16 protein-coding genes are annotated in these 20130 nt (G+C 70.5%); 8 read left to right on the forward strand and 8 right to left on the reverse strand.

Going from position 1 to position 20130, the window contains the following annotated elements; all coding sequences use genetic code 11:
- Window positions 1–1383 precede the first annotated feature (1383 nt).
- Both ACFTXQ_RS23010 and ACFTXQ_RS23015 read left to right on the forward strand, forming a co-directional pair.
- Window positions 1384–2100, forward strand: coding sequence for a hypothetical protein (locus ACFTXQ_RS23010; RefSeq protein ID WP_382643604.1), 717 nt, complete (start codon window positions 1384–1386; stop codon window positions 2098–2100).
- Entirely contained in the window at window positions 2097–2570 is a 474-nt protein-coding gene (locus ACFTXQ_RS23015; RefSeq protein ID WP_215016079.1) for a MarR family transcriptional regulator, read from the forward strand. The genes ACFTXQ_RS23010 and ACFTXQ_RS23015 overlap by 4 nt, the downstream gene beginning before the upstream one ends.
- A 178-nt stretch (window positions 2571–2748) precedes the next feature.
- On the opposite strand, the gene tpg is transcribed toward ACFTXQ_RS23015, so the two are convergent.
- The 6 genes from tpg to ACFTXQ_RS23045 form a co-directional block, all read right to left on the reverse strand.
- A complete protein-coding gene (tpg, locus tag ACFTXQ_RS23020) occupies window positions 2749–3303 on the reverse strand; it encodes a telomere-protecting terminal protein Tpg (RefSeq protein WP_382643606.1) in 555 nt (184 codons plus the stop codon).
- Window positions 3304–3309: 6 nt separating this feature from the next.
- Window positions 3310–5850, reverse strand: coding sequence for a telomere-associated protein Tap (gene tap / locus ACFTXQ_RS23025; RefSeq protein ID WP_382643608.1), 2541 nt, complete (start codon window positions 5848–5850; stop codon window positions 3310–3312).
- Window positions 5851–5975: 125 nt separating this feature from the next.
- Complete coding sequence (locus ACFTXQ_RS23030; protein WP_382643610.1) at window positions 5976–6881, reverse strand: ParB/RepB/Spo0J family partition protein; 906 nt, start codon at window positions 6879–6881, stop codon at window positions 5976–5978.
- Window positions 6878–8134: a ParA family protein gene (locus tag ACFTXQ_RS23035; protein WP_382643611.1), complete on the reverse strand. Its 1257-nt coding sequence runs from the start codon at window positions 8132–8134 to the stop codon at window positions 6878–6880. The genes ACFTXQ_RS23030 and ACFTXQ_RS23035 overlap by 4 nt, the downstream gene beginning before the upstream one ends.
- Window positions 8135–8336: 202 nt before the next feature.
- Window positions 8337–8999 carry a ScbR family autoregulator-binding transcription factor gene (locus ACFTXQ_RS23040; RefSeq protein ID WP_382643613.1) on the reverse strand — a complete coding sequence of 221 codons (663 nt, stop codon included), beginning with the start codon at window positions 8997–8999 and terminating at the stop codon, window positions 8337–8339.
- A 235-nt stretch (window positions 9000–9234) separates the two neighbouring features.
- Window positions 9235–10491, reverse strand: a complete 1257-nt coding sequence (locus ACFTXQ_RS23045; RefSeq protein WP_382643614.1) for an FAD-dependent monooxygenase — start codon at window positions 10489–10491, stop codon at window positions 9235–9237.
- A 94-nt stretch (window positions 10492–10585) separates the two neighbouring features.
- Between ACFTXQ_RS23045 and ACFTXQ_RS23050 the strand changes: the two genes are divergently transcribed.
- Window positions 10586–11377 (forward strand): TetR/AcrR family transcriptional regulator, encoded by a 792-nt coding sequence (locus tag ACFTXQ_RS23050; protein ID WP_382643616.1) that lies wholly within the window; start codon window positions 10586–10588, stop codon window positions 11375–11377.
- 1331 nt (window positions 11378–12708) lie between these two features.
- On the opposite strand, the gene ACFTXQ_RS23055 is transcribed toward ACFTXQ_RS23050, so the two are convergent.
- A complete protein-coding gene (locus ACFTXQ_RS23055; RefSeq protein WP_382643618.1) occupies window positions 12709–13488 on the reverse strand; it encodes a glucose 1-dehydrogenase in 780 nt (259 codons plus the stop codon).
- 61 nt (window positions 13489–13549) lie between these two features.
- On the opposite strand from ACFTXQ_RS23055, the gene ACFTXQ_RS23060 reads away from it, so the two are divergent.
- Window positions 13550–14458: an NAD-dependent epimerase/dehydratase family protein gene (locus ACFTXQ_RS23060; RefSeq protein ID WP_382643620.1), complete on the forward strand. Its 909-nt coding sequence runs from the start codon at window positions 13550–13552 to the stop codon at window positions 14456–14458.
- A 16-nt stretch (window positions 14459–14474) separates the two neighbouring features.
- Here ACFTXQ_RS23060 and ACFTXQ_RS23065 read toward each other — a convergent pair whose 3' ends face one another.
- The gene (locus tag ACFTXQ_RS23065; RefSeq protein ID WP_382643621.1) at window positions 14475–15437 is read right to left on the reverse strand and encodes a ScbA/BarX family gamma-butyrolactone biosynthesis protein; all 963 of its coding nucleotides are present in this window, start codon (window positions 15435–15437) and stop codon (window positions 14475–14477) included.
- 487 nt (window positions 15438–15924) lie between these two features.
- On the opposite strand from ACFTXQ_RS23065, the gene ACFTXQ_RS23070 reads away from it, so the two are divergent.
- The 4 genes from ACFTXQ_RS23070 (at window position 15925) to ACFTXQ_RS23085 (ending at window position 20072) form a co-directional block, all read left to right on the forward strand.
- Window positions 15925–17205 carry a cytochrome P450 gene (locus ACFTXQ_RS23070; RefSeq protein ID WP_382643623.1) on the forward strand — a complete coding sequence of 427 codons (1281 nt, stop codon included), beginning with the start codon at window positions 15925–15927 and terminating at the stop codon, window positions 17203–17205.
- Between the two features lie 129 nt (window positions 17206–17334).
- Window positions 17335–18015: a ScbR family autoregulator-binding transcription factor gene (locus tag ACFTXQ_RS23075; protein ID WP_382643625.1), complete on the forward strand. Its 681-nt coding sequence runs from the start codon at window positions 17335–17337 to the stop codon at window positions 18013–18015.
- Window positions 18016–18267: 252 nt separating this feature from the next.
- The gene (locus ACFTXQ_RS23080) at window positions 18268–18990 is read left to right on the forward strand and encodes a TetR family transcriptional regulator (RefSeq protein ID WP_382643627.1); all 723 of its coding nucleotides are present in this window, start codon (window positions 18268–18270) and stop codon (window positions 18988–18990) included.
- Window positions 18991–19229: 239 nt separating this feature from the next.
- The gene (locus ACFTXQ_RS23085) at window positions 19230–20072 is read left to right on the forward strand and encodes a BTAD domain-containing putative transcriptional regulator (protein ID WP_382643629.1); all 843 of its coding nucleotides are present in this window, start codon (window positions 19230–19232) and stop codon (window positions 20070–20072) included.
- Window positions 20073–20130: the final 58 nt, after the last annotated feature.

The following is a 20130-nucleotide window of genomic DNA, read 5'->3' on the forward strand; positions in this document are numbered from 1 at the left end:
GCCTCGCTGCGCTCGGCGGGGCCCCGCTTCGCGGGGCAAGGCCGGCCTTCGGCGGGGGGCCCCGCGCTTCGCTTGGGCCTAGGGGAGCTCCCTCGCTGTGCTCGGGGGGCCCGCTTCGCGGGCCAGGGTCGCCCTTCGGGCGAAACCCCCCGCTTCGCTTGGGGGTTAGCGGAACCGCCTCGCTGCGCTCGGCGGGGCCCCGCTTCGCGGACCAAGGCTGGCCTTCGGCCGGGGCCCGCGCTTCGCTTGGGCCCAGGGAATCCCCTCTCTGTACTCGCGGGAGGCCCGCTCCGCGGACCAGAATCGCCCTTCGGGCGAAACCCCGCGCTTCACTTGGGGCGTGTCCGCTCGCGGACCAGAGCCAGCCTTCGGCCAGGGCCTCGCGCTTCGCTTAGGCCTGGGGAAGGACAGGAGTCCGCTTCGCAGACCAGGGCCAGCCTCCAGTCGGGTGCCTTCGCCACTCTTCGGACTAAGACGACTGCCTCGTTCCGTCTGTCACGGGACCACTCCCCGGAACTTGAGAAGGACCTCTAGTTCTGGGGTCAGTACAGAGCTGGCTTCCCCTGGTCAGTACCTGTGCTTTTGCTTCGTACAGGAGAGGTGCACCAGGGAGCTCCTGCTGACTGTTTGGCAGAGCCTCCGCTTTTTTCGGAAGTGGATTCTGGTTCTGCTTGGAGAGAGGTTCTTTTGGGGCTTTCTGTTGAGGTGACAACGAGGGTTTGTCAGGGACAGGGCAAAAGCAAGTGATGGGGGTGGGGTTTCGGGGTTGGGTCAGGAGGGGCCTTCGTTTGGGGCCTGGGGTGGCCTGGTCGTGGGGTGTTAACGGCGTTAATGATCGGATGGGTGGGTGATTCAAACTGGGTTGTGGATAGAGATGGGAAATCAGTCAGATTCCGTGGGGTTGGCGACTTGGTGTTGGGGGTGTGGTGGAGAGGCTCTTGGGGGTGTTGGGGGGTCAGGTTGGCGGGGATTGGCGCGCGTTGAAGACGGGCTTTCGTGCGCGCAGCGCGGCAGGGGACGTCCTATAGAAGGTACGGAGATGCGTTGTAGCAGGTCAGGCGGGGTGCGGGGGGAAAGTTATGTCCCCTCAGGAGGGACATAACTCGGGGGATGTGTCGCTGCTAGGGGGACAGAGCGCTTGCAAAATGTCAGTGGTACTGACGGTATTTGGGCTAAAACGTCGGGTGGGCTGACGTTTTAGGGGGGATGTGTCGGCGAACTGCGGGAGGGGGGAGCGGGGTTGGGTGAGGGGGTGGCGGGAAGGCGGTGGGAGGGGGGTGGCCGAGATGTGTCCCTCCTGGGGGGACACAAGACACGCCGAACGTCAACGAGCGTGACACTTGTGTCACCCTTGTTGACATACTCTCCCTGCAGATCAACGAAGTGGAGAGCAGCCTCGTGTCATCAGAGCCACAACGGCGTCGGCGGAGTCCGGCGGGTGCGCCGCGTCCTGATCTCCCCGTTGATGATGCGATCTCGGCGTGGAGTCAGCCGCTGGCTCCGGTCAAGGACCTGGACAGCCTGGCGAGGCGGTACCCGAGCCGGAAGCTGACGCTGGACGGCGAGCGGAAGCCGCTGGAGTTCTACGGGACGCAGAATCAGCCGAATGCGTTCTCGATGGACAGCCTGGAGTTCTTCCTGGTTATCGCCCAGTACTTCAGGGAAGCCTTGCCGTTGAGGCTGATCCTGCTGCTCATCGCGTGTCAGCGAGCGGGGGGGCGGATTCCTCTTACCCAGGAGGAGATGGCTACCATCCTGGACGTCAGTCGGACAAAGACGTCGGAGGCGCTGCACACCGTCATGTCTCATGGGATCGTCTTCAAGGTGCGGCGGGGCGTGTACCAGTTCAACCCGCCCTACAGTTACCGGGTGGCCGAGTTCATCCCTGGTACGGAGATGACGGGTGAGTTCGTGAAGGTGGAGCAGCACAGCACCATCTCGCAGATTCGCAGCGACACGAGCCTGCCGGACCTGGTGCGCTTCCCGTCGCTGGACCACATGCGCCAGGCCATCGAGGAACTGCGGGCCGAACGGGCCAAAGAGCGCGCTGCGCGTCGGCTGAGCCGCGCGAAGCGCACGGAAGAAGGGACAGCTCAGTGAGCACCTTGCGATTCGCTGCGGTCAACGCCGACGGGCTTCTCTCCGACCTCGACCTTCCGCCCGCGGCCTACCGTGTGCTGCTGAAGCTGCGTTCGCTGAGCGAGCCGGGTGGGCGGATCCTCATCGACCAGGCCACCGTCGGCGGGCTGCTGGAGCTCAGCCGGCCGAGTGTCAATGCCGCGCTGCGCAGCTTGGAGCTCGCCAAGCTGGTGCGAAAGGTGCGGAACGGGGTGTACCAGATCAACCCCATGCTGGCCGGGTACAACTCGTTCGAGGACGCTGTCGCCGCCGTGAACGACATGGCGGCCGATGAGCGGCTCGACGCGCGGGGCTATGTCGCCAGCTACCACCAGGCGGTGGCGGCGTATCAGGACCAGCTGGCCGAGCAGCGGAAGAAGCGGGCTGCGCAGGCTGCGGCGAAGAAGGCGGCCGAGTCGAAGCGGCGGAGGACGTTGCACGCCGTGGGATGAGTTTTGTTTGGTTCCGCCCTCGGTTGAGTGGTTCGTCGGCCCGTTGGTTCGGGTCGGCTGGGTGGGGTTGTGAGGGGGGAATGAGGGTCCCGGGGTATCCCGGGACCCTTTTGGGTTTTCAGGGGCTGTGGGGGGCCTTTGAGGGCCTTGTGGGGCCGCTGTTGGTGTTGCTTCGGGGTTAGAAGGCGAAGTCGACGTAGTCGATGTCCGTGAACTCGACCAGGAGGCTCGCGGCGCGGGCGCCGTTGTCCTTGAAGTAGATCTCCTGGAGGGCTTCGGCGGCGATCTGCTGGAGCTGGGGCTCGGCGGCGCCGGCTTCCTGGGCGGCGAAGAGGCGGGCCGCGTACTCCGGGGGGAGGTGCTGCGTGATGCGGCGCATGCGGCCGTCGTCGGTGGTGCCGGGGGCCGCGGTGAAGCCGAAGCGGGCGCGGGTCTCGATGACCAGGCCGGTCGTCTTGGCGGCCTTGGCGCGGGCGCGCTTGCGGACCAGGGGCTGCCAGCGGCGGCGTACCTCCGTTTCGAGGCGGGCGGCCAGCTGGGGCTTGGGTTGCTTGATCTGGTTTTTGACGTAGCGCTCGACGGTGCGTTGGGAGATGCCGAGGGTGGTGGCCACTGCCTTGGTCGACTTGAGCTGCTTCAGCAGGAAGCGCATCTGGGCACCCGCCGACTTGGGGATGGGGCGCGTGAAATGCAGTTCGTCGGCCCGGGTCAGGCTGTCGGAGATGTCGGACATTTTCTCTTACTCTCCGTCTGCCGCTGCGTCGTGGCCCTTGATGTGGCGGGCGGGGTTGAGGCCCTCGTCGAGCATCTGGACGGCCCAGAGGAGGGGTTGGGTGCCCTCGTGCTTGACCATGCCGGGGCTGACGCCCAGGCGGAAGCCGCCGGGGACGGGCTTTCCCTCGGGGGTGTGCGGGAGGAAGTCCAGGGGGCTGGGGCCGTCGGACAGGTAGACCGCGCAGTCGGAGAGGACTGCGATGGGATGGATGTCGGCTGCCTTGGCGAGTTTGAGCATCTTGCGGTGCATGTTGACGCGGGCCGTGGAGATGACGGCCGCGCGGATGTCGGGACGCCAGGTGGGGCGTTCGAGGGCGGGCCAGGGTTCGCCCGGGCGGTAGGCGGCGCCCTGGGGGCGTTCACGGAGCTTGCCGATGCCGCCCTTGACGGTGGACTTGATCGCCGAGAGGACGGATTTGGAGATTTGGGCTTCCGTGGGCGGGTTCGTGGTCGGGTACGTGTTGTGGGACATGGCCTCCAGGAACTCGGGTTCCGTGAGGGACGGGGTGACGCCCAGGTCGGCCATCGTGGCCATGTAGGCGTCGCGGAGGCGGGTGTACCAGGCGTCGAGGTACGGGCCGTTGTCACGGCGGAGCCAGGCCTCGGTGGGGCGCACGTCGTGGCCGAGTTCCTGGGCGTAGGCGAGGGTCGGGGTCGCGTACCAGGCGGGGCCGGTGGGGGGCTTGCCGTGGGGGGTGAAGGGGCTGGGGAGGCGGGGGTCGAGCTCGACGTCGAGGGAGGAGAGGTCCGCCAGCCAGCAGCCGGGGAGCTTGGGGTCGAAGCGGGGGGTGGTCGTGTGCGTTGCCGGGCCCAGGCCGACGACCAGGCGGTTCGCGGCGGCGGCGAAGGCCATGTTCACGTCGATGCCGACGGCGTGGGTGCGGGCGCACTCGGCGTCCGTGAGGAGCTGGGGGTCGCGGATCCAGTCGTAGGCCTCTTCGTCGAGGACCTGGTCCGGGGTGCGCTGGTGGGAGCGGGGGTAGAGGGCGGCGACGACGGGGTGTTCGTCGGGGGCCTCCGGGGGCGCCGGGTCGACGGGGCGGGTCAGGGAGCCGGGGAGGGGGGCCGAAACCCAGGTGTTGGTCGCCTCGTCGCGCACGGCGCGGGTGGGCGGGCGCAGGGCCGTCATGAGTTCGAGGCCCGTGACTGCGGTGGACCCGCGGGGGGTCAGGACGCGGGCGGCGTAGGTGGTGAGCAGTTCGGCGAGTGCGGGGGCCGGGAGGTCGGCGGTGTGCTCGCCCCATGCGCGGGGGTCCAGGGCGCCCCAGGGGAGGATCGCGAGCTGGACGCACTGGCGGCCGGTGGTGGGGGTGGCGGGGCGGTAGATGCGGGGCCAGGGGCCGAAGCCGCGGCGGGTGAGCTGCCATTTGCTCTTGGCGAGCTGCTTGAGGACGGGGTGGTTGTCGGGGAGGCGGAGGGCGCGGCGGTCGTCGAGGGTGAGGGGCAGGCCGAGGCTTTCCACGGCGGGGGCGGTGAGGACGAGGAGGGGGTCGCCGTCCTTGCCGTTGCGGTGGAGGCGGGGGGAGCGGAGGTTCGCCTCGGTGAGGGCCCAGGTGAGGAGGGCCGGGAGGCCGCCGGTGGTGGGGTGGTCGAGGATGAGGCCGGCGGTGGTGTGGGCTTGGCCGGTGCCGGTGAGGACGGCTAGGGGGCCGGTTCCTTCCAGGTGGGTGCGGGGGGTTGCCTTTGGCGGTGCCGCCGTTGTCGTTGTCGTTGCTGCCGCGGTGGTGGGCGTGGCCCGGTGGGGGCGGGGGGTTGGGTGGGGTGCCGGGGTGGGGGCCTGCGGCGCTGTTCCCCTACCCGCCCCTTCCCGAAACTGGGGCTCCGCCCCAGACCCCGGGGTGGGGTGGGGTGCCGGATCGGTGTGGGTGGGGGTCTGGGGCTCCGCACCGGACGCCGGGGTGGGGTGGGGTGCCGGTTCCGTGTGGGTGGGGGTCTGGCGCTCCGCACCGGACGCCGGGGTGGGGTGGGGTGCTGGTTCCGTGTGGGTGGGGGTCTGGGGCTCCGCACCGGACGCCGGGGTGGGGTGGGGTGCTGGCTCCGTGGCGGTGGGTGCCGGGGGCTCTGTCTCCGGGGGTTGGGTGGGTCGTTCGCGGGCCGGCCCGGGGGGCGGGGTGTTAACGGCGTTAACGGGTGCTGATTCCGTAGCCGTGCCTTCGTGAAGCTGAGCGTTAACGGCGTTAATGGCTGCGTTGAGGGGGTGGAGGGCTGAGAGGCCTTCCAGGAGGCGGGCGTAGGCGGCGCGTTTGGGGGGGCGGGGGGAGGTGCGGCCGGTTTCCCAGGAGGTGACCGTTTCGCGGCGGACGGCGAGTGCCTTGGCGATCTGGTCCTGGCTCAGGCCGGCGGCCTCGCGGAGGCGCTTGCGCTCGTCCGGGTGCGGGAGCGGGTCCTGGGCGACTTCTTCGAGCAGGGCGTCCACCGCTGCGAAGAGGGTCTCCTGCTCGTGGGCGTGGGCGTGGGCGTGGGCGGGGGCGTTGGTTGTTGGCTGGGTGTTGCGGGTGTTCGGCATCGGGACCTCCGTAGGGAGCTTATGTGAAACGCACCCTGGAACGCACATGAAACACACGTGGGGGCGTTAACGGCGTTAACGCCGTTAACGGCGCCAGTGCCATCAGCGCCCCCGGCGTGGGTGCCTCAGATGCGCAGCATGAGGAGTTCCGTGACGGCCTTGAGGTCGTCCGGGGTGAGGTGGGCCGTAAGGGCGTCCGCGATCGTTTCCGGGGAGAGCGTGGAGATGGTGATGCGGGGGGTGGGGGACGGGGGCGGAGGGGCGGGTGTGGTGGGTGGGGTTGGGGTGGGGGGCTTTGGGGTGGGGGGGTGGGTGCGTTGGCGGGGGGGATTGATGGATTCCTCTGCGGCGGCCTGCTGGGCCTCCTGGGGGAGGCGGCCGATGCGGCGGGCCGGTTCCACCTTGAGTTCGCCCGATTCGACCTTGTCCTGGAGGGTGGGGGTCAGGTTGAGGAGGGTCAGGCGCTGGGAGACCCAGGCCGGTGTCTTGCCGAGGCGCTTGGCGACCTGGGCCTGGGAGCCGTGGACGTCGACGAGTTCCTGGAGGGCGCGGGCCTGGTCCATGGGAGCCACGTCGACCCGGTGGATGTTGGCGATCAGGGCCGATTCGAGGATGTCGGAGGAGGAGGCTGCCAGGGCGTCGTTGACATGGATCTGGATGGTTTTCAGGCCCGCCAGGTGGGCTGCTGCCAGGCGGCGGTTGCCGTCGATGACGACGTACGGGGCGCGGCCCAGGCCGTCGGTCGCGCCCGGGTGGGCCTCCATGAAGGCCATGCGGGTGGCGACCGCGAGGGGCTGGAGCTGACCCCGGGCGGTGAGGGACGCCGCCAGTTCGTCGAGTTCCGTGAGGTCTTCGCGGAGGTTGAAGGGGTTGTGGGCGAGGGCCTCGATGGGGACCTCGGAAGGGGGAATCACCCCGGAGGTCGGAGCGCCCGTGGCCTCGGCGATGGCCGCGCGGCGGGAGCTGACGCCGACGGGCTGGGCGCGGGCGAAGGATGCCGAGACGCCGAGCTTGTCGGCCTTGCTGCTCATGAGATCTCCCGGGCGAGGGCGCGCAGGGCGACCGCTTGGTCGCCCTTGGGGGCGTAGACGAAGAGGGGCTGCTTCACGCGGACCGCTTCGCGCTGTTCCTTCAGGTCGGGTACGACGGCGACGACGCGCGGATCCTTTATGTCCATCCAGGCCTGGAGGGAGGAGGTCGCGATGTAGCCGCGCCGGCCGTCGTAGAGGTTGACCACGAGGCCGAGGTAGTCGATGTCCAGGCTGAGGTCGTCGCGGAGGTCGTTGATCTGGGAGGTGAGGAGGTCGTAGGCGTCCGCCGAGGAGTCCTCCGCCTGTACGACGATCAGCGCGCCGGAGGCGCCGGGCTGCTCGGTGTCGCGGCGGCGGCCGTAGTAGATGGCCGCGTCCATGCTCAGGCCGAGGCTCGGGGGGCAGTCGACGAGGATGACGTCGTAGTCGGACTCGACGGGGGCCAGGGCGCGTTCGAGGGCGGCCTCGCGGGCGCGGACGGTCGAGAGGCGGACGTCGAGGAGGAAGGCGTCCGTGCAGGCGGGGAGGAGGTGGAGGCGGTCTCCGAACCGCTCGTGCTCGATGGGCGCGATGAGGTCCTTGAGGGGGCCCTTGGCCTCGCCGGCCATGTGGCAGGTGAGGCTGTCGCCGCCGATGGGGAGGGGCTGCTGGCCCAGCTGCTTGGTGAGGTGGCCCTGGGGGTCGAAGTCGATGAGCAGCACGCGCATGCCCAGGCCCGGGAGGTCCTCCAGGTCCAGGGGAGTGGTGACCGCCGGGTCCGGCTGGCCGTCCTCGGTGGCGAGGCGGGCCAGTTGGCGGGCGATGCGGACCGGGTGGAGGGTCGCGGGGTCCTCGGCGAGGGCCTCGGCGGTGCCGGCGGTGACGGCGGTCTTGCCGACGCCGCCCTTCTGGTTGCAGACGATGATGCGGCGGACCACGGAGGGGCGTACGACGGAGGGGGCCGGGTTGAGCTCCAGCCAGAGCACCACGGACTGGGCGAGACCCTGGATGAGGGAGACGCCACGGTGCTTGGAGTCGGTGCGGAAGGACTCCCACTGGCCCGCCGGGAGCCAGGTGGAGAACGATTCGGCGCCGGAGGTGTCGACGGGGGAGGGGGCCGAGGCGAGGGCGCTCCACTGCGCGATGCCCTGGTGGACGGCGTCCTGGATGTCCACCCGCAGTTGGGCGGTGCGGATTTTCAACTCCTGGCGCAGCCACGGGGGGAGCTTGGAGACGACCTTCTCTCGGTCGCTCTGAGACGAGGGCGAAGTCATGAGAGGGACTTTACTAACGTTCTCGGGTGTTCGTGGGCGGCGCGCTTGAGTTTTGCTAACGAAGTTGTTGGTGAGGCGTGTGCGTGGTGTCGGTGAGTGCGCGACAGGGCGGCCTCGCACCCGCCGTAGCGAGCACCCCCGTGGTTCGCCACGGCGTGTGCGAGGCCGCCCTGTCGTTCGTTCTGGTGCGCTGGATGTGCCGTCAGCTGCCGGTAGTAGCCGCTTGCAGACCGAGTTCCGCCCGGCACTCGGGCGAGCCCGTCGGGTCGAAGTGGGGGATGCGGGGGGCGGGCACGATCCCGGGGAGGAGGAAGTTCCAGAGGTCGGTGATCCGGGTGTGCAGGTCCTCGCGGTTCGTGCGGACGTGCGAGGTGACCTGGATGCCGGTGAACGAGCCGACGAGGAACGTCGAGAGGTCGTGCACGTCGAGGGAGGGGAGTACGTCGCCGCGTTCCTGGGCCGGGGTCAGGCAGTCGCGGGCGGTGTCGATCCAGGTGTTGTACGGGGCCGGGTCCGGGTTGGTGAAGGAGCCGAACTCGATGACCAGGCGGATGCCGGCGCGGACGCGGACGTTGGTGCGCAGGCCGTACGCCATCTGGTGGGTGAGGTCGATGACCGTCTGGAGGCCCGGGTTCTCGATGGCGGGGACGCCCGCGGAGACCTGGAACTGCTCGTCCATCAGGGTGCGGGCGAGGGCTTCCTTGGAGGGGAAGTGGAAGTACAGGGCGCCCTTAGTGACTCCGGCGTGGCGGACCACGTCGCTGAGGCTGGTGCCCTCGAAGCCGGCGTGGTCGAAGGCGGTGGCCGCGCCGTCCAGGATGGCCTGGCGGGTGATCTCCGCGCGTTCCTGCCTGACCCTCGCCACGTGCGTTTCTCCTGGTGTGTTGGCTTGCCGTTGGCTTTGTGGTTGCGGCTGCCAGCCCTTGGGGCTTGTGCCGGGGTCAATCTAGGCAGGTCGGGGGGAAGAAAACCAGTCGCCCAGTACTTTTTGGGGAGGGGGTGGGGGGTGTTTGACGGAGTGTGGGGGATTTTGTGGTCGTGGGTGGGGTGCTGTGTTAACGGCGTTAACGCCGTTAACGGGGTGGCCTTCTTGCGCGTGCTTACGGCGTTGCGGTGTTAACGGCGTTAACGCCGTTAACACCGTTGAGCCTCCTCGTTGGGTCGGGCGTGTAGGCGGGGAGGGGGAGTGTGGTGGCGTTTTCCCCGGCCTTCAGCATCCAGTCGAGGATGCGGCGCCGGCCGAGGAGGCCGTTGCGCAGGCGCAGGCCGAGCTTCGTGCCGGGGGCGAGGAAGGGGCCCGTACGGTCGCCGCCCTTCTGGCAGCCCTGGGCGTAGGGGCGGACGAGGGACTCGTAGCGGGCGAAGGCGGCGCGGTGGTCGTGGGGTGAGCGGGAGAGCTCGCCGGCGAGGACGTACGCGGCGACGATCCCGGTGCCGGTGCCCATGCCGCCGATGGTCGCGCCGCAGGCGGCGTCGCCGACGAGGGCGATCCGGCCGGTGGACCAGGTGGGGACGTCGGCGCGGCTGATGGAGTCGAAGTAGAGGTCGTCGGCGTCGGCCAGGGAGTCGAGGAGGTGGCCGACCTTCCAGGGGAGGCCCGCGAAGGCCTGCTTGAGGATCGTCTTTTGGGCCTCGGGGTCGTGGCGGTCGTACGTGAGCTCGTGGGAGGCGAAGACGAGGAAGGCGGCGGCGCGGGTGGGGTCGGTGCGGGAGGCACTGATGCTGACCAGGCGGCCGGGGGTGTTGTAGCCGGTGGACCCGGTGGTGGGGGTGGAGGGGTGGGGGTTCGGGGTGGGGGCGGGGAGGGTCCAGGTGGCGGCGTAGTGGCCGAGGTGGGTGACGTGGTCGGACTCCGGGCCGAAGGCCAGGCGGCGGACGTTGGAGTGGAGGCCGTCGGCGCCGATGACGAGGTCGAAGGTGCGGGGTGGGGCGTGGCGGAAGGTGACGTCCACGCCGGTGGCGGTCTCGGTGAGGGAGGTGATCGAGTCCCCGAAGAGGTACTCGGTGGTGGGGAGGGAGGACTCGTAGAGGACGCGGGAGAGGTCGCCGCGCAGGACTTCGATGTCGCCGCCGGCGAACTCGGCGGGGAGGTAGAGCAGGGGGTTGTCGTCGGCGTCGACGAAAGTCATGGGGCTGCCGCCGGTCTGGATGCGGCGGAGCTCGTCGAGGATGCCCATGCGGTCGAGGACGGAGAGGTGGGTCTCACCGCGGAAGTCGACGGCCTGGCCGCCGGGGCGGAGCGTGGGGGCGAGTTCGACGACGGTGGGGCGGAAGCCGTGGCGGCCCAGCCAGTGGGCCAGGGCGGGGCCGGCGATGCTGGCGCCGGAGATGAGGACGGCGGTGGTGTTCTGGGGCATGGGCTGCTTCTCCGTTAACTGTGTCTGGTGGATACTGAATTTATAGTGTGTACGGTAGACGCAGTTTTTGTGCGAGCGCAAGGGGATCGAGCCGATGACGGACGAGCAGCGGGATGCGGGCGTGGGGGCGGCTGCGGTGCGGCTGTTGTGGGGGCCGCCGCCGGCGCCGCCGGCGCGGGGGCCGAAGCGGGGGCTGACGCTGGAGGGGATCGCCCTGGCGGGGGTGGGGATCGCCGACGCGGAGGGGCTGGGCGCGGTGTCGATGCAGCGGGTGGCCGGGGAACTGGCGGTCACGAAGATGGCGCTGTACCGGTACGTGCCGGGGAAGGCGGAGTTGGTGGCGCTGATGGTGGAGGCGGCGATGCCGGTGCCGGAGCCTGCCTTGCCGGTGCCGGAGCCTGCGGTGGTGGGGGCGGAGCCGCGGGGTGGGTGGCGGGAGCGGATCGGGGTGTGGGCGCGGGAGTTGTACGCGGGGTTCCGGCGGCATCCGTGGTTGTTGGAGGCGACGGTCGGGGTGCGGGTGATGGGGCCGCGGGAGCTGGGGTGGATGGAGCGGGCGCTCGCGGCGCTGGACGGGTGCGGGTTGAGCGGGGCGGAGGCGATGGATGTGGTGGTGCTCGTGTCCGGGCACGTACGGGGGATCGCGGAGCAGGAGCGGGCGGCGGGCGGCTTCGGGGGCGGGGCTGCGGAGGCGGGGCCCGATGCGCAGCTTGCGGTGATGTTGGGGGAGGTGATGCGGGTGCACGGGGAGCGGTTCCCGGCGCTCGGGGCGGCGTTGGCCTCGGTGGCCGAGCACGGGGGGCAGGACCAGGCGCTGGAGTTCGGGCTGGAGCGGATCCTGGACGGGGTTGGTCTGCTGGTGTCCCGGCGAGGGGGTGGTGGGTGAGGGGGCTGGCGTTAACGGCGTTAACGGCGTTAAGGCGGAGGGGTCGGGCGGACCGGGTGGTGGGAGGTCGGCCGACCGTTAACGGCGTTAATGGTCGGCGGTCCGGGTGGGAGCCGTTAACGGCGTTAACGCGTGGGCTCGGGGTGGGCATCGCCACGGGGAGCGAGCCTCGGGGCAGTGCGCGGTGCCGATACTGACGGGGCGGCGGGTGGTGTGGCGTTAACGGCGTTAATGGTGGCCGGGCGCGGGCGCGGGCGCGGGCGTTGGTCGTGGGGAGCGTTAACGGCGTTAACGGTTGGCTCGTGGAGCCGTTGGGTGTGGGCTTGTCGGGGCTGAGCGGCTACGGGTGGTTGGCGGCTGGGGCGGGGCGGCGTTAACGGTGGCCGCTGGCGAAGGCGCCTGGCGCTGGGGAGCGCTACCGAGTGCCGGGCCGGAGTCAACGGCAACAAGGGTGGGCTCGGGAGCGGAGAGCGGCCGGATGGCGGGTGCCGGAGCGTTAACGGCGTTAACGGTGACCGTGAGGGGGAGCGCCAGCGGTGGGTGGCGTTAACGGCGTTAACGGTGGCCGGGCGCGGGCGTTGGTTGTGGGGGAGCGTTAACGGCGTTAACGGTGGGCTGGACTGAGGCGAGGGTGTTGGGCTTGCTGCTGTCGGTTCGGTGGGCCGGTCGCGCTGGGCGGTGGGCGAGTTGTGAGGTCGAGGGCAGGCGCGGCGGTGGGTGCCGGAGCGTTAACGGCGTTAACGGTGACCGTGAGGGAGCCCAAGTGGTGGGTGGCGTTAACGGCGTTAATGGTGGGACCGGGGCGGGCCTGTTGTGGGGGAGCGTTAACGGCGTTAACGGTGGCTGGGATGAGGCGTCGGGGTGGGGCTTGGGGTCGGTTGAGGTGTCGCGGCTCGCTGGGGGGTGGGTGCGTTAACGCCGTTAATGGTGGGGTGGAGGGTGTCGGGCACAACCGAGAACGGTTGTGGTCGGCTGACCCGGCTGGGGCGGCAGGTTGGCGACTCGGCCAGCCGTTTGTGGAGGTCGGTCTCCGGGGGGGCCATTGCTTCGGCACGCGTGCCATGTCGGACAGACGGAGTGGAGCGCTCGGATGACGCTCCAGCTCGAACAGCGTGTCATTCGGCTGCCCTCGTACGTGACCGCGCCCGGGTTGCCGTTGAGCCAGGTCGTCCGGAAGGCCTCCCGGTTTCCGAGGTGCGCCGCGCCCAGCAGCTGGACGACGAGAGGGGTCGGTCAGCGGGTTCCGGGTCGTTCGTGCCTTGCAGCCGCCGTAGCCGTCGTCGTGGAACACCTCGCCCATCACTGCGAGGGGCCGGCCGGCGTTAACGGCGTTAACGGGTGGTCCAGCCGCCGTCCACCGAGAGGGTCGTGCCCAGGACGAACGATGCGCGGTCGCTGCAGAGCCAGGCGGCCGACTCGGCGATTTCGGTGGGGTCGGCGATGCGGGGGAGGGGGGCCGACTGGAGGAGCATCTGCTCCACCTCCGGGTTTTCCTTGAGCCAGGCGTCGATCATCTCGCTGCGGGTGGCGCCGGGGGCGATGGCGTTCACGCGGATGCCCTGGGCGGCGTACTCACAGGCGGCGGCCTTGGTGAGGCCCAGGACCGCGTGCTTCGACGCGATGTAGGTCGCCGTCACCGGGGTGGCCACCAGGCCGGCGGTGCTGCTGTTGTTCACGATCGAGCCGCCGCCGGTGGTCAGCATGGCGCGGATCTCGTGGCGCATGCAGTTCCAGACGCCGCGGACGTTCGTGTCCATGACGGTGTCGTACACGTCCTCGTCCAGCAGGTGCATGGGCTTGGGGGTCGCGCCGACGCCCGCGTTGTTGAAGGCCGCGTCGAGGCGGCCGTAGGCGGCGACGGCCGCGTCGACCGCGCGGGCCACGTCCTCGGTGCGGGAGACGTCGGCGACCACGTACTGGGCCTGGTGGCCGGCGGCGCGCAGTTCCTCGGTGAGTTCGGCGAGTTGGGGCTCGCGGCGGGCCACGAGGGTCACCGAGGCGCCCTCGCGGCAGAACACGCGGGCGGCGGCCGCCCCGATGCCGGCGCTCGCGCCCGTTATGAGGGCTGATTTGCCCGCCAGCAGCACAGAATTGTTCGGTCCCAGCGTCACCGCGTGACCGTAACACGGTGGAATGGGGCGTGTGATGAACAGTGATGTGCAAAGTGTGCTGGTGACCGGGGGTGCGGGCTTCGTCGGGGCGCCCGTCGTCGAGCGGCTCGTGGGGGAAGGGGTGCACGTGCGGGCGCTGGTCCATCGGGCCGATGTGCCGCCGGGGGTCGAGGGCGTACGGGGGGACCTGGCGCGGGGCGAGACGTTGCGCGGGCTGTGCGAGGGCGTCGGCACGGTGCTGCATCTGGCCTCGCGGATCGGGGGAACGGCGGAGGAGTGCCGGGCCGTGAACGTCGAGGGGACGCGGGCGCTGCTGGCGGAGGCGGAGCGGGCCGGGGTGCGGCGGATCGTGCAGCTGGGGACCGCGGCCGTGTACCGGGACGGGGCGCACCGGGGTGCGGCGGAGGGGGAACTCGCCGAGGAGCCGGAGTCGGTGACCAGTGTGACCCGGCTCGCCGGGGAGCGGCTGGTGCTGGAGGCCGGGGGGACGGTGCTGCGGCCCCATCTGGTGTACGGGCGGGGCGACCGGTGGGTGGTGCCCTCGCTCGTGCAGTTGCTGGCGAGGCTGCCGCACTGGGTGGACGGCGGGCGGGCCCGGATGTCCATGCTGTCGGTGGACGCGCTGGCGGATGCGCTGGCGGAGCTGGCCGTACGGGGAGACGGCGCGGGCGGTGTGCTGCATGCCGGTCATCCCGAGCCGGTGACCGCGCGGGAGCTGGTGGAGACGGTCGTACGGGAGCTCGGGCTGCCGCTGCCGGAGGGGGAGGTGGACGTGCCCGGGGCGCTGGAGTTGCTGGGGGGCCCGGGGGAGCCGGATCCGGTGTTGCGGCGACGGGTCTCGCTGCTGGCGGTGGACCACTGGTACGACAGCGGGCGGTTGTGGGGGCGACTGGAGGCCACACCCGGGCCCCGGTTCCCGGAGGCGTTCGGTCGGTACGCCGACTGGTATCGGGGAGAGGTCCTGGTGTGAGAACACCGGCGGGCGGCTAGGCGGCGCCGGTCACCGTGGAGTGGAAGACGGTGCGGCCCTCCTGGTGGCCGGTGACCACGACGCGGCCCGGGGAGACGACGGTGGCGTCGATCCAGCAGGGGGCGTCCAGTTCGGCGTAGTGGTGGAACTCGGTGGCGACGCCCGAGGGGGTGAAGGCGCCGGGGAGGTGGAGGGCGCAGGCGGCCTGGCGGGCGGCCTCGACGAGGACCATGCCGGGGTGGTGGTCGTTGGCGTGCTCGAAGAGGATCGGGTGGTCGAGGTCGGGGCTCAGCTGCCAGCGGTCGGGCCGGTCGGTGGGGGCGAGGACCACGTCGAACGGCAGCAGCCGGCCGACGGACGCGGCGGGCATGGGCGTACGGCGGGCCAGCGGACGGGCTAATCCCAGGAGGCCGCGGTCGCCGCGCAGCCGCCGGTAGGTGGCGGGGGCGACGCAGCTGAAGCGGGCCGTGCCCGAGCCGGCGACCTCGCCGTTGCGGCGGATGTCCACCTCCAGGAAGCCGGAGAAACGGTTCCCCTTCCAGCCGAAGCCGGTGCACACGGCGGTCATGTCGAGGTCGCTCGGGCTGCGGCCGATGCGCAGCCGCTCCGGCCGGGACGTGAAGTCGAGGCTCCAGAGCAGGACGTTGTGGCCGAGGGGGACCCCGTAGACGGCGTGACAGAGGTAGAGCCCCACCTGGCGGATGGTCTCGCCGGCCTGTACCGGGTCGTGGCTGGTGCCGTCGGCGCTGGTGAAGAAGGTGTGGGCGCGGGGCCACTGGCCGGCGAGGGAGAAGGCGTCGGCGCCGATGCGGTCGCAGCCGGTCAGGAAGACCTCCGCGAGAGAGCTGCGGTGGACGTACTCCCTGGGCACGGTCGTGGTCAGTCCGCGGGCGTCGTTGCAGCGCATCCATGGTTCCCCGGCCCCCGCTCCCGGCAGAGGGAGGACGGGCGCGTCGGTCTGGATTGTCAGCATGGTCATGGACTTCTCCCGCGGAGCCGTTTGACGGATAGGACGGGGTGGTACGCGACGCAAGATACGTACTCTCCGGTTTTGTTTGCAAGGTGCCACGAGGGAGCGGCTGTTGCCCGTGCACCGGCGTCAACCGGCGGGAAGCGGCTATTGCGGGTGGCCTTCATGACGCCGACCAGCGGATATCCGCGTGGGGGGTGCCGGCCGCGGCGCGGTCGGTCCCGTCCCAAGTGAGAGCCGGTGTTCCGGTCATATGCGCCGGTCCGACAGGGTGTCGGCACCCGCCGTTCAGTCAGGGGAATTCAGGCCAACAGCGGGTGGTTGGCATGGGATCGACCGTGCCCCCCGAACCATTGGCAGGCGGGGCCGGCCGTGCCAGACTCGGGGCCGCCGCCGGTGAGTTAAGAACCGGATGGGCGGTTTTGAAATGCAGGGCGTGGACACTCCGCTGCGCCCTGTCGCCGATACGCAACCGCCCAACCTGGAGAGCTTTGAGATGAACCGTCAGTGCCCGATTGCGATCGACGTCTCCGGTGCGGACGTGCACGCCGAGGCAGCCCTCATCCGTGAACAGGCGCCGGCGACACCGGTACTGCTGCCGGGCGGCGTGACCGCCTGGGCCGTCAACCGGCACGCCGACATACGCAGGCTGCTCGTGGACCCGCGGGTCTCGAAGGACGCGTACCGGCACTGGCCGGCGTGGATCAACGGGGAGGTCGGCGCCGAGTGGCCGCTGGCCATCTGGGTCTCCGTGCAGAACATGATCACCGCCTACGGCGCCGAGCACACGCGGCTGCGCAAGCCGGTCGCCAACGCCTTCACCTCGCGGCGGGTCGCCGTCATGCGGCCGCGGATCGAGGAGGTGGTGGACGGGCTGCTCGACCGGCTGGCCGCGCTGCCGCCCGGCCAGGTGGTGGACCTGCGCACGGAGTTCGCGCACGAGCTGCCGACGCAGATCGTCTTCGAGCTGTTCGGGATCCCGGAGCGCTCGTGGGCACCCCTGCACAAGATCATCAAGGGGTTCTTCGACACGACGATCACGGCCGAGGACGCCCAGCAGAACGCGGTCGACCTGGACGTCACGATGGCCGACCTCGTCGCCTACCGGCGGGCGCACCCCGGCGACGACATGACCAGTGCGCTGATCGCGGCCCGGGACGCGGAGGGGCGGGCGGGCGAGGACGAGGAGCGGGCGCGGCTCGGTGAGAAGGAGCTGGTCGACAACCTGATCCTGCTCTTCACCGCCGGATACGAGACCTCCGTCAACCTCATCTGCACGGCGCTGCACGAACTGCTGCGCAACCCCGACCAGCTGGCCCTCGTACGGGAGGGGCTCGCCTCCTGGGAGGACGTGGTCGACGAGGCGCTGCGGATCGAGTCGCCGGCCTCGTACGGGCTGCTGCGGTTCGCGGTGGAGGACATCGACATGGGCGAGGGCGTGGTGATCCCGCAGGGCGAGCCGATCATCGTGTCCTTCGGTTCGGCCGGGCGGGACCCGGCCGTGCACGGGGCGGACGCGGAGCGGTTCGACGTCACGCGGGAGACGCGCGGGCAGCACCTGTCCTTCGGGTTCGGGACCCACTACTGCCTGGGTGCGAGCCTGGCGCGGCTGGAGTGCGGGATCGCGGTGCGGCGCTACTTCGAGAGGTTCCCCGGGACGGCCGTGGTGACTCCGGAATCGGGGGAGCTGCCGCGGGTGGAGTCGTTCATCTCCAACGGGCTGCGGGAGTTGCCGGTGCTGCTGGGGGCCGCGTCAAAAGAAACCGAGCGACAGTGACTGATTGATCACGGGAGGGTTGCCCCTGGACTGCTTGAAAAAAATCGGACCTTCTGGTTGGTTTTAGTGGGGTGGTGGGATCCTGCATGTGGATCCCACCGGAACGACCCACGGACAACGGAGGCACCCGTGGCACGGCAGGAGCGTGCGGTACGTACGCGTCGCGCGATCTTGGAAGCGGCGGCGGCGGTCTTCGACGAGCGCGGCTACGACGCGGCCACCATCGCGGACATCCTCTCGCGGGCGGGCGTCACCAAGGGCGCCCTCTACTTCCACTTCTCCTCCAAGCAGGAGCTGGCCCAGGGCGTGCTCGACGAGCAGTTCGCCGAGGGCGGGGTGCCGCACCGGGAGAGCAAGCTGCAGGAACTCGTCGACGTCGCCATGGTGCTGGCGTACCGGATGAAGCGTGAGCCCATGCTCAGCGCGGGTGCCCGGCTCTCCCTGGGGCCGGGCATGCGCGAGATCTTCGGCGGGGGCTCGGTGCCGGGCTGGATCGAGTTCACGCGGAACCTGCTGGCGCAGGCGAAGGAGCAGGGCGAACTGCTCCCGCACGTGGATCCCGGCGAGACGGCCTGGATCCTCTCCGCCTGCTGGACGGGCGCGCAGATCTACTCGCAGACGCTGAGCGACCGCGAGGACATCGAGGAGCGGGTGGCCGCCGTCTATCAGCACATCTGCCCGAGCATCGCGACGCCGGCGATGCTCGGCAGGCTGGACATGGCCCCCGACCGGGGGGAGCGGGTGACCGCGGAGATGGCGAGCGGGCCCGGTCCCGGGTCGGTGAAGGAACCCCAGCCGGCGTTGTCCTGAGGCCGCTTCGTCCGGCGGGAGCCGGGCGGGTGGCGGGGAAGGGTCCGGGGTCGGGCCGGGGTCGGGCTGGGGTGCGGCCGGGGTGTGGCCGGGCTGGTTCCGGTTCCGGTTGGTTCCGGTGGGTTCCGGGTGGTCCGCTCCAGTGGGACGCGAGCCGGGCTCCAGTGGGGGCGCGGACCGTGACCCGAGATCTTGTATCCCCCATCTTTATACCCCCTTGGGCAAACCGCGTTGGCGGTTTGTGGAGACTCCATGGTCAAGCAGGAGCGTGCCGCACGCACGCGGGAAGCTCTGGTTCGCGCGGCCGCGGAGGTGTTCGCCGAGCAGGGCTTCGTCACCGCGTCGATCGCGGTGATCAGCAGCCGGGCCGGGGTGAGCGCCGGGGGGCTGCACTTCCACTTCGGCAGCAAGACCGCGCTCGCCCAGGCCGTCGAGGACCAGGCGGCGCAGGCGCTGCGGAGGGTCACGGCACGGGGGGCGGGGGTTCTGGCGGGGTCGGGGTCGAGGCCGGTGCCTGGGCCGGGTGCCTCCGGTGGCGGGAGCGCCCTGCAGGTCCTGGTCGACTCCACGCACGCGCTGATGGCCCTGCTCGCGGACGACGTGGTGGTGCGGGCCGGCTTCGGGTTGTGCGCGGACGCCTCCTGGAGCGGCGGGGTCGACCTGCGCCGGCAGTGGCGCCTGTGGGTCGAGGAGGCCATGGCGGCCGCGGCGCGGGAGGGTTCACTCGCCGAGGGGCTCTCCGCGCAGGACGCGGCGCGCGGGGTGGTGGCCGCGACCGTGGGGCTGGAGGCCCTGGGTGCGGACGAGCCCGAGTGGGTCGCGCCGCACACCCTCACCCGGTTCTGGACGCTGATGCTGCCGCGGCTCGCGGCGGGCGGGGTGCTGGGCGGGTTGGTGCCGGAGGGGTCGGCGGGATCGGTGGGGTCGGTGGGGGGCGTTGCGTCGGCGCCGGATGAGGGCTTCGGATCAGACTGATTGGTCTGGTTCTGGTGGGGTCGGCCGTGCTCCTGTGACCCTTGTTGAGGGGTGATTGAGCTCCTCTGGGGTGCGTCGAAGGGTCTCTTTTCCGCCTGAACTCCCAGTTCACAGTGGGTTCTTGAGTGGCGGTGGGGTATCGCTGGTTTCCAAAACAGCGCGACCGGTTTGATATTGACAAACCGTCGGTCCTGTTTTCTACTGGCGTTGCGACTCATCCAAGGACAGGGGAGTACGGCGTGGACATCGATGTACTGGGCGCTTTGGCGGTGCGGGAGAACGGAATCTCCATCACGCCGACCGCCCCCAAGCCCCGGCAGGTCCTGGCGCTCCTGGCCCTCCATGCCGATCAGGTGGTGCCCGTATCGGCACTGATAGAGGAGCTGTGGGCGGGCGAGCCGCCGCGCAGTGCGCGCACGACGCTGCAGACCTACGTGCTGCAGCTGCGTGCGCTGATCGCGACCGCGTTGGAGCGGGGTGCGGGTGAGGGTGAGCAGGTGGGGGCGGTGCGGACCGCCAAGGACATCCTGGTGACGCTGCCCGGCGGCTATCTGCTGAACAGCGGCGGCGGGACCCTGGACGTACGGGAGTTCGACCGGCTCGCCGGGACCGGCTACCGCGCGATGGACGCCGGGGACTTCCCCGGTGCGGCGCGGCTGCTGCGGGAGGCGCTGGCGCTGTGGTCCGGGCCGGCCTTCGCCGACGTACAGGGCGGGGTCCAGCTGGACATGGAGACCCGGCGGCTGGAGGAGACCCGGCTGTGCGCTCTGGACCAGCGGATCGAGGCCGATCTGCGGCTGGGCAGGCACCGGGAGCTGCTCGCGGAGCTGACGGTGCTGGTGACCCGGTACCGGACGCACGAGAACCTGCACGGGCAGTTCATGCTCGCCCTGCACCGGTCGGGGCGGCGGGGTGAGGCGCTGGACGTGTACCAGCGGCTGCGCGGGACGCTCGTGCGGGAGCTGGGGCTGGAGCCGTCTGTGGCGCTGCGGCGCCTGCAGCGGTCGATTCTGATGGCGGGGCCGGAGAGCCTGGCCGAGGCCGGTGCGGAGCCGGGTGGCGAGAGGCTCGTACGGGTCTGAGGGCTGGGGCCCGTTCCGGGTTGTGAGGGCTCGGGGCTGGGGCTGGGGGCGGGCTTTG

The sequence above is a fragment of the Streptomyces sp. NPDC057010 genome (assembly GCF_042673805.1).
Lineage (GTDB): Bacteria > Actinomycetota > Actinomycetes > Streptomycetales > Streptomycetaceae > Streptomyces.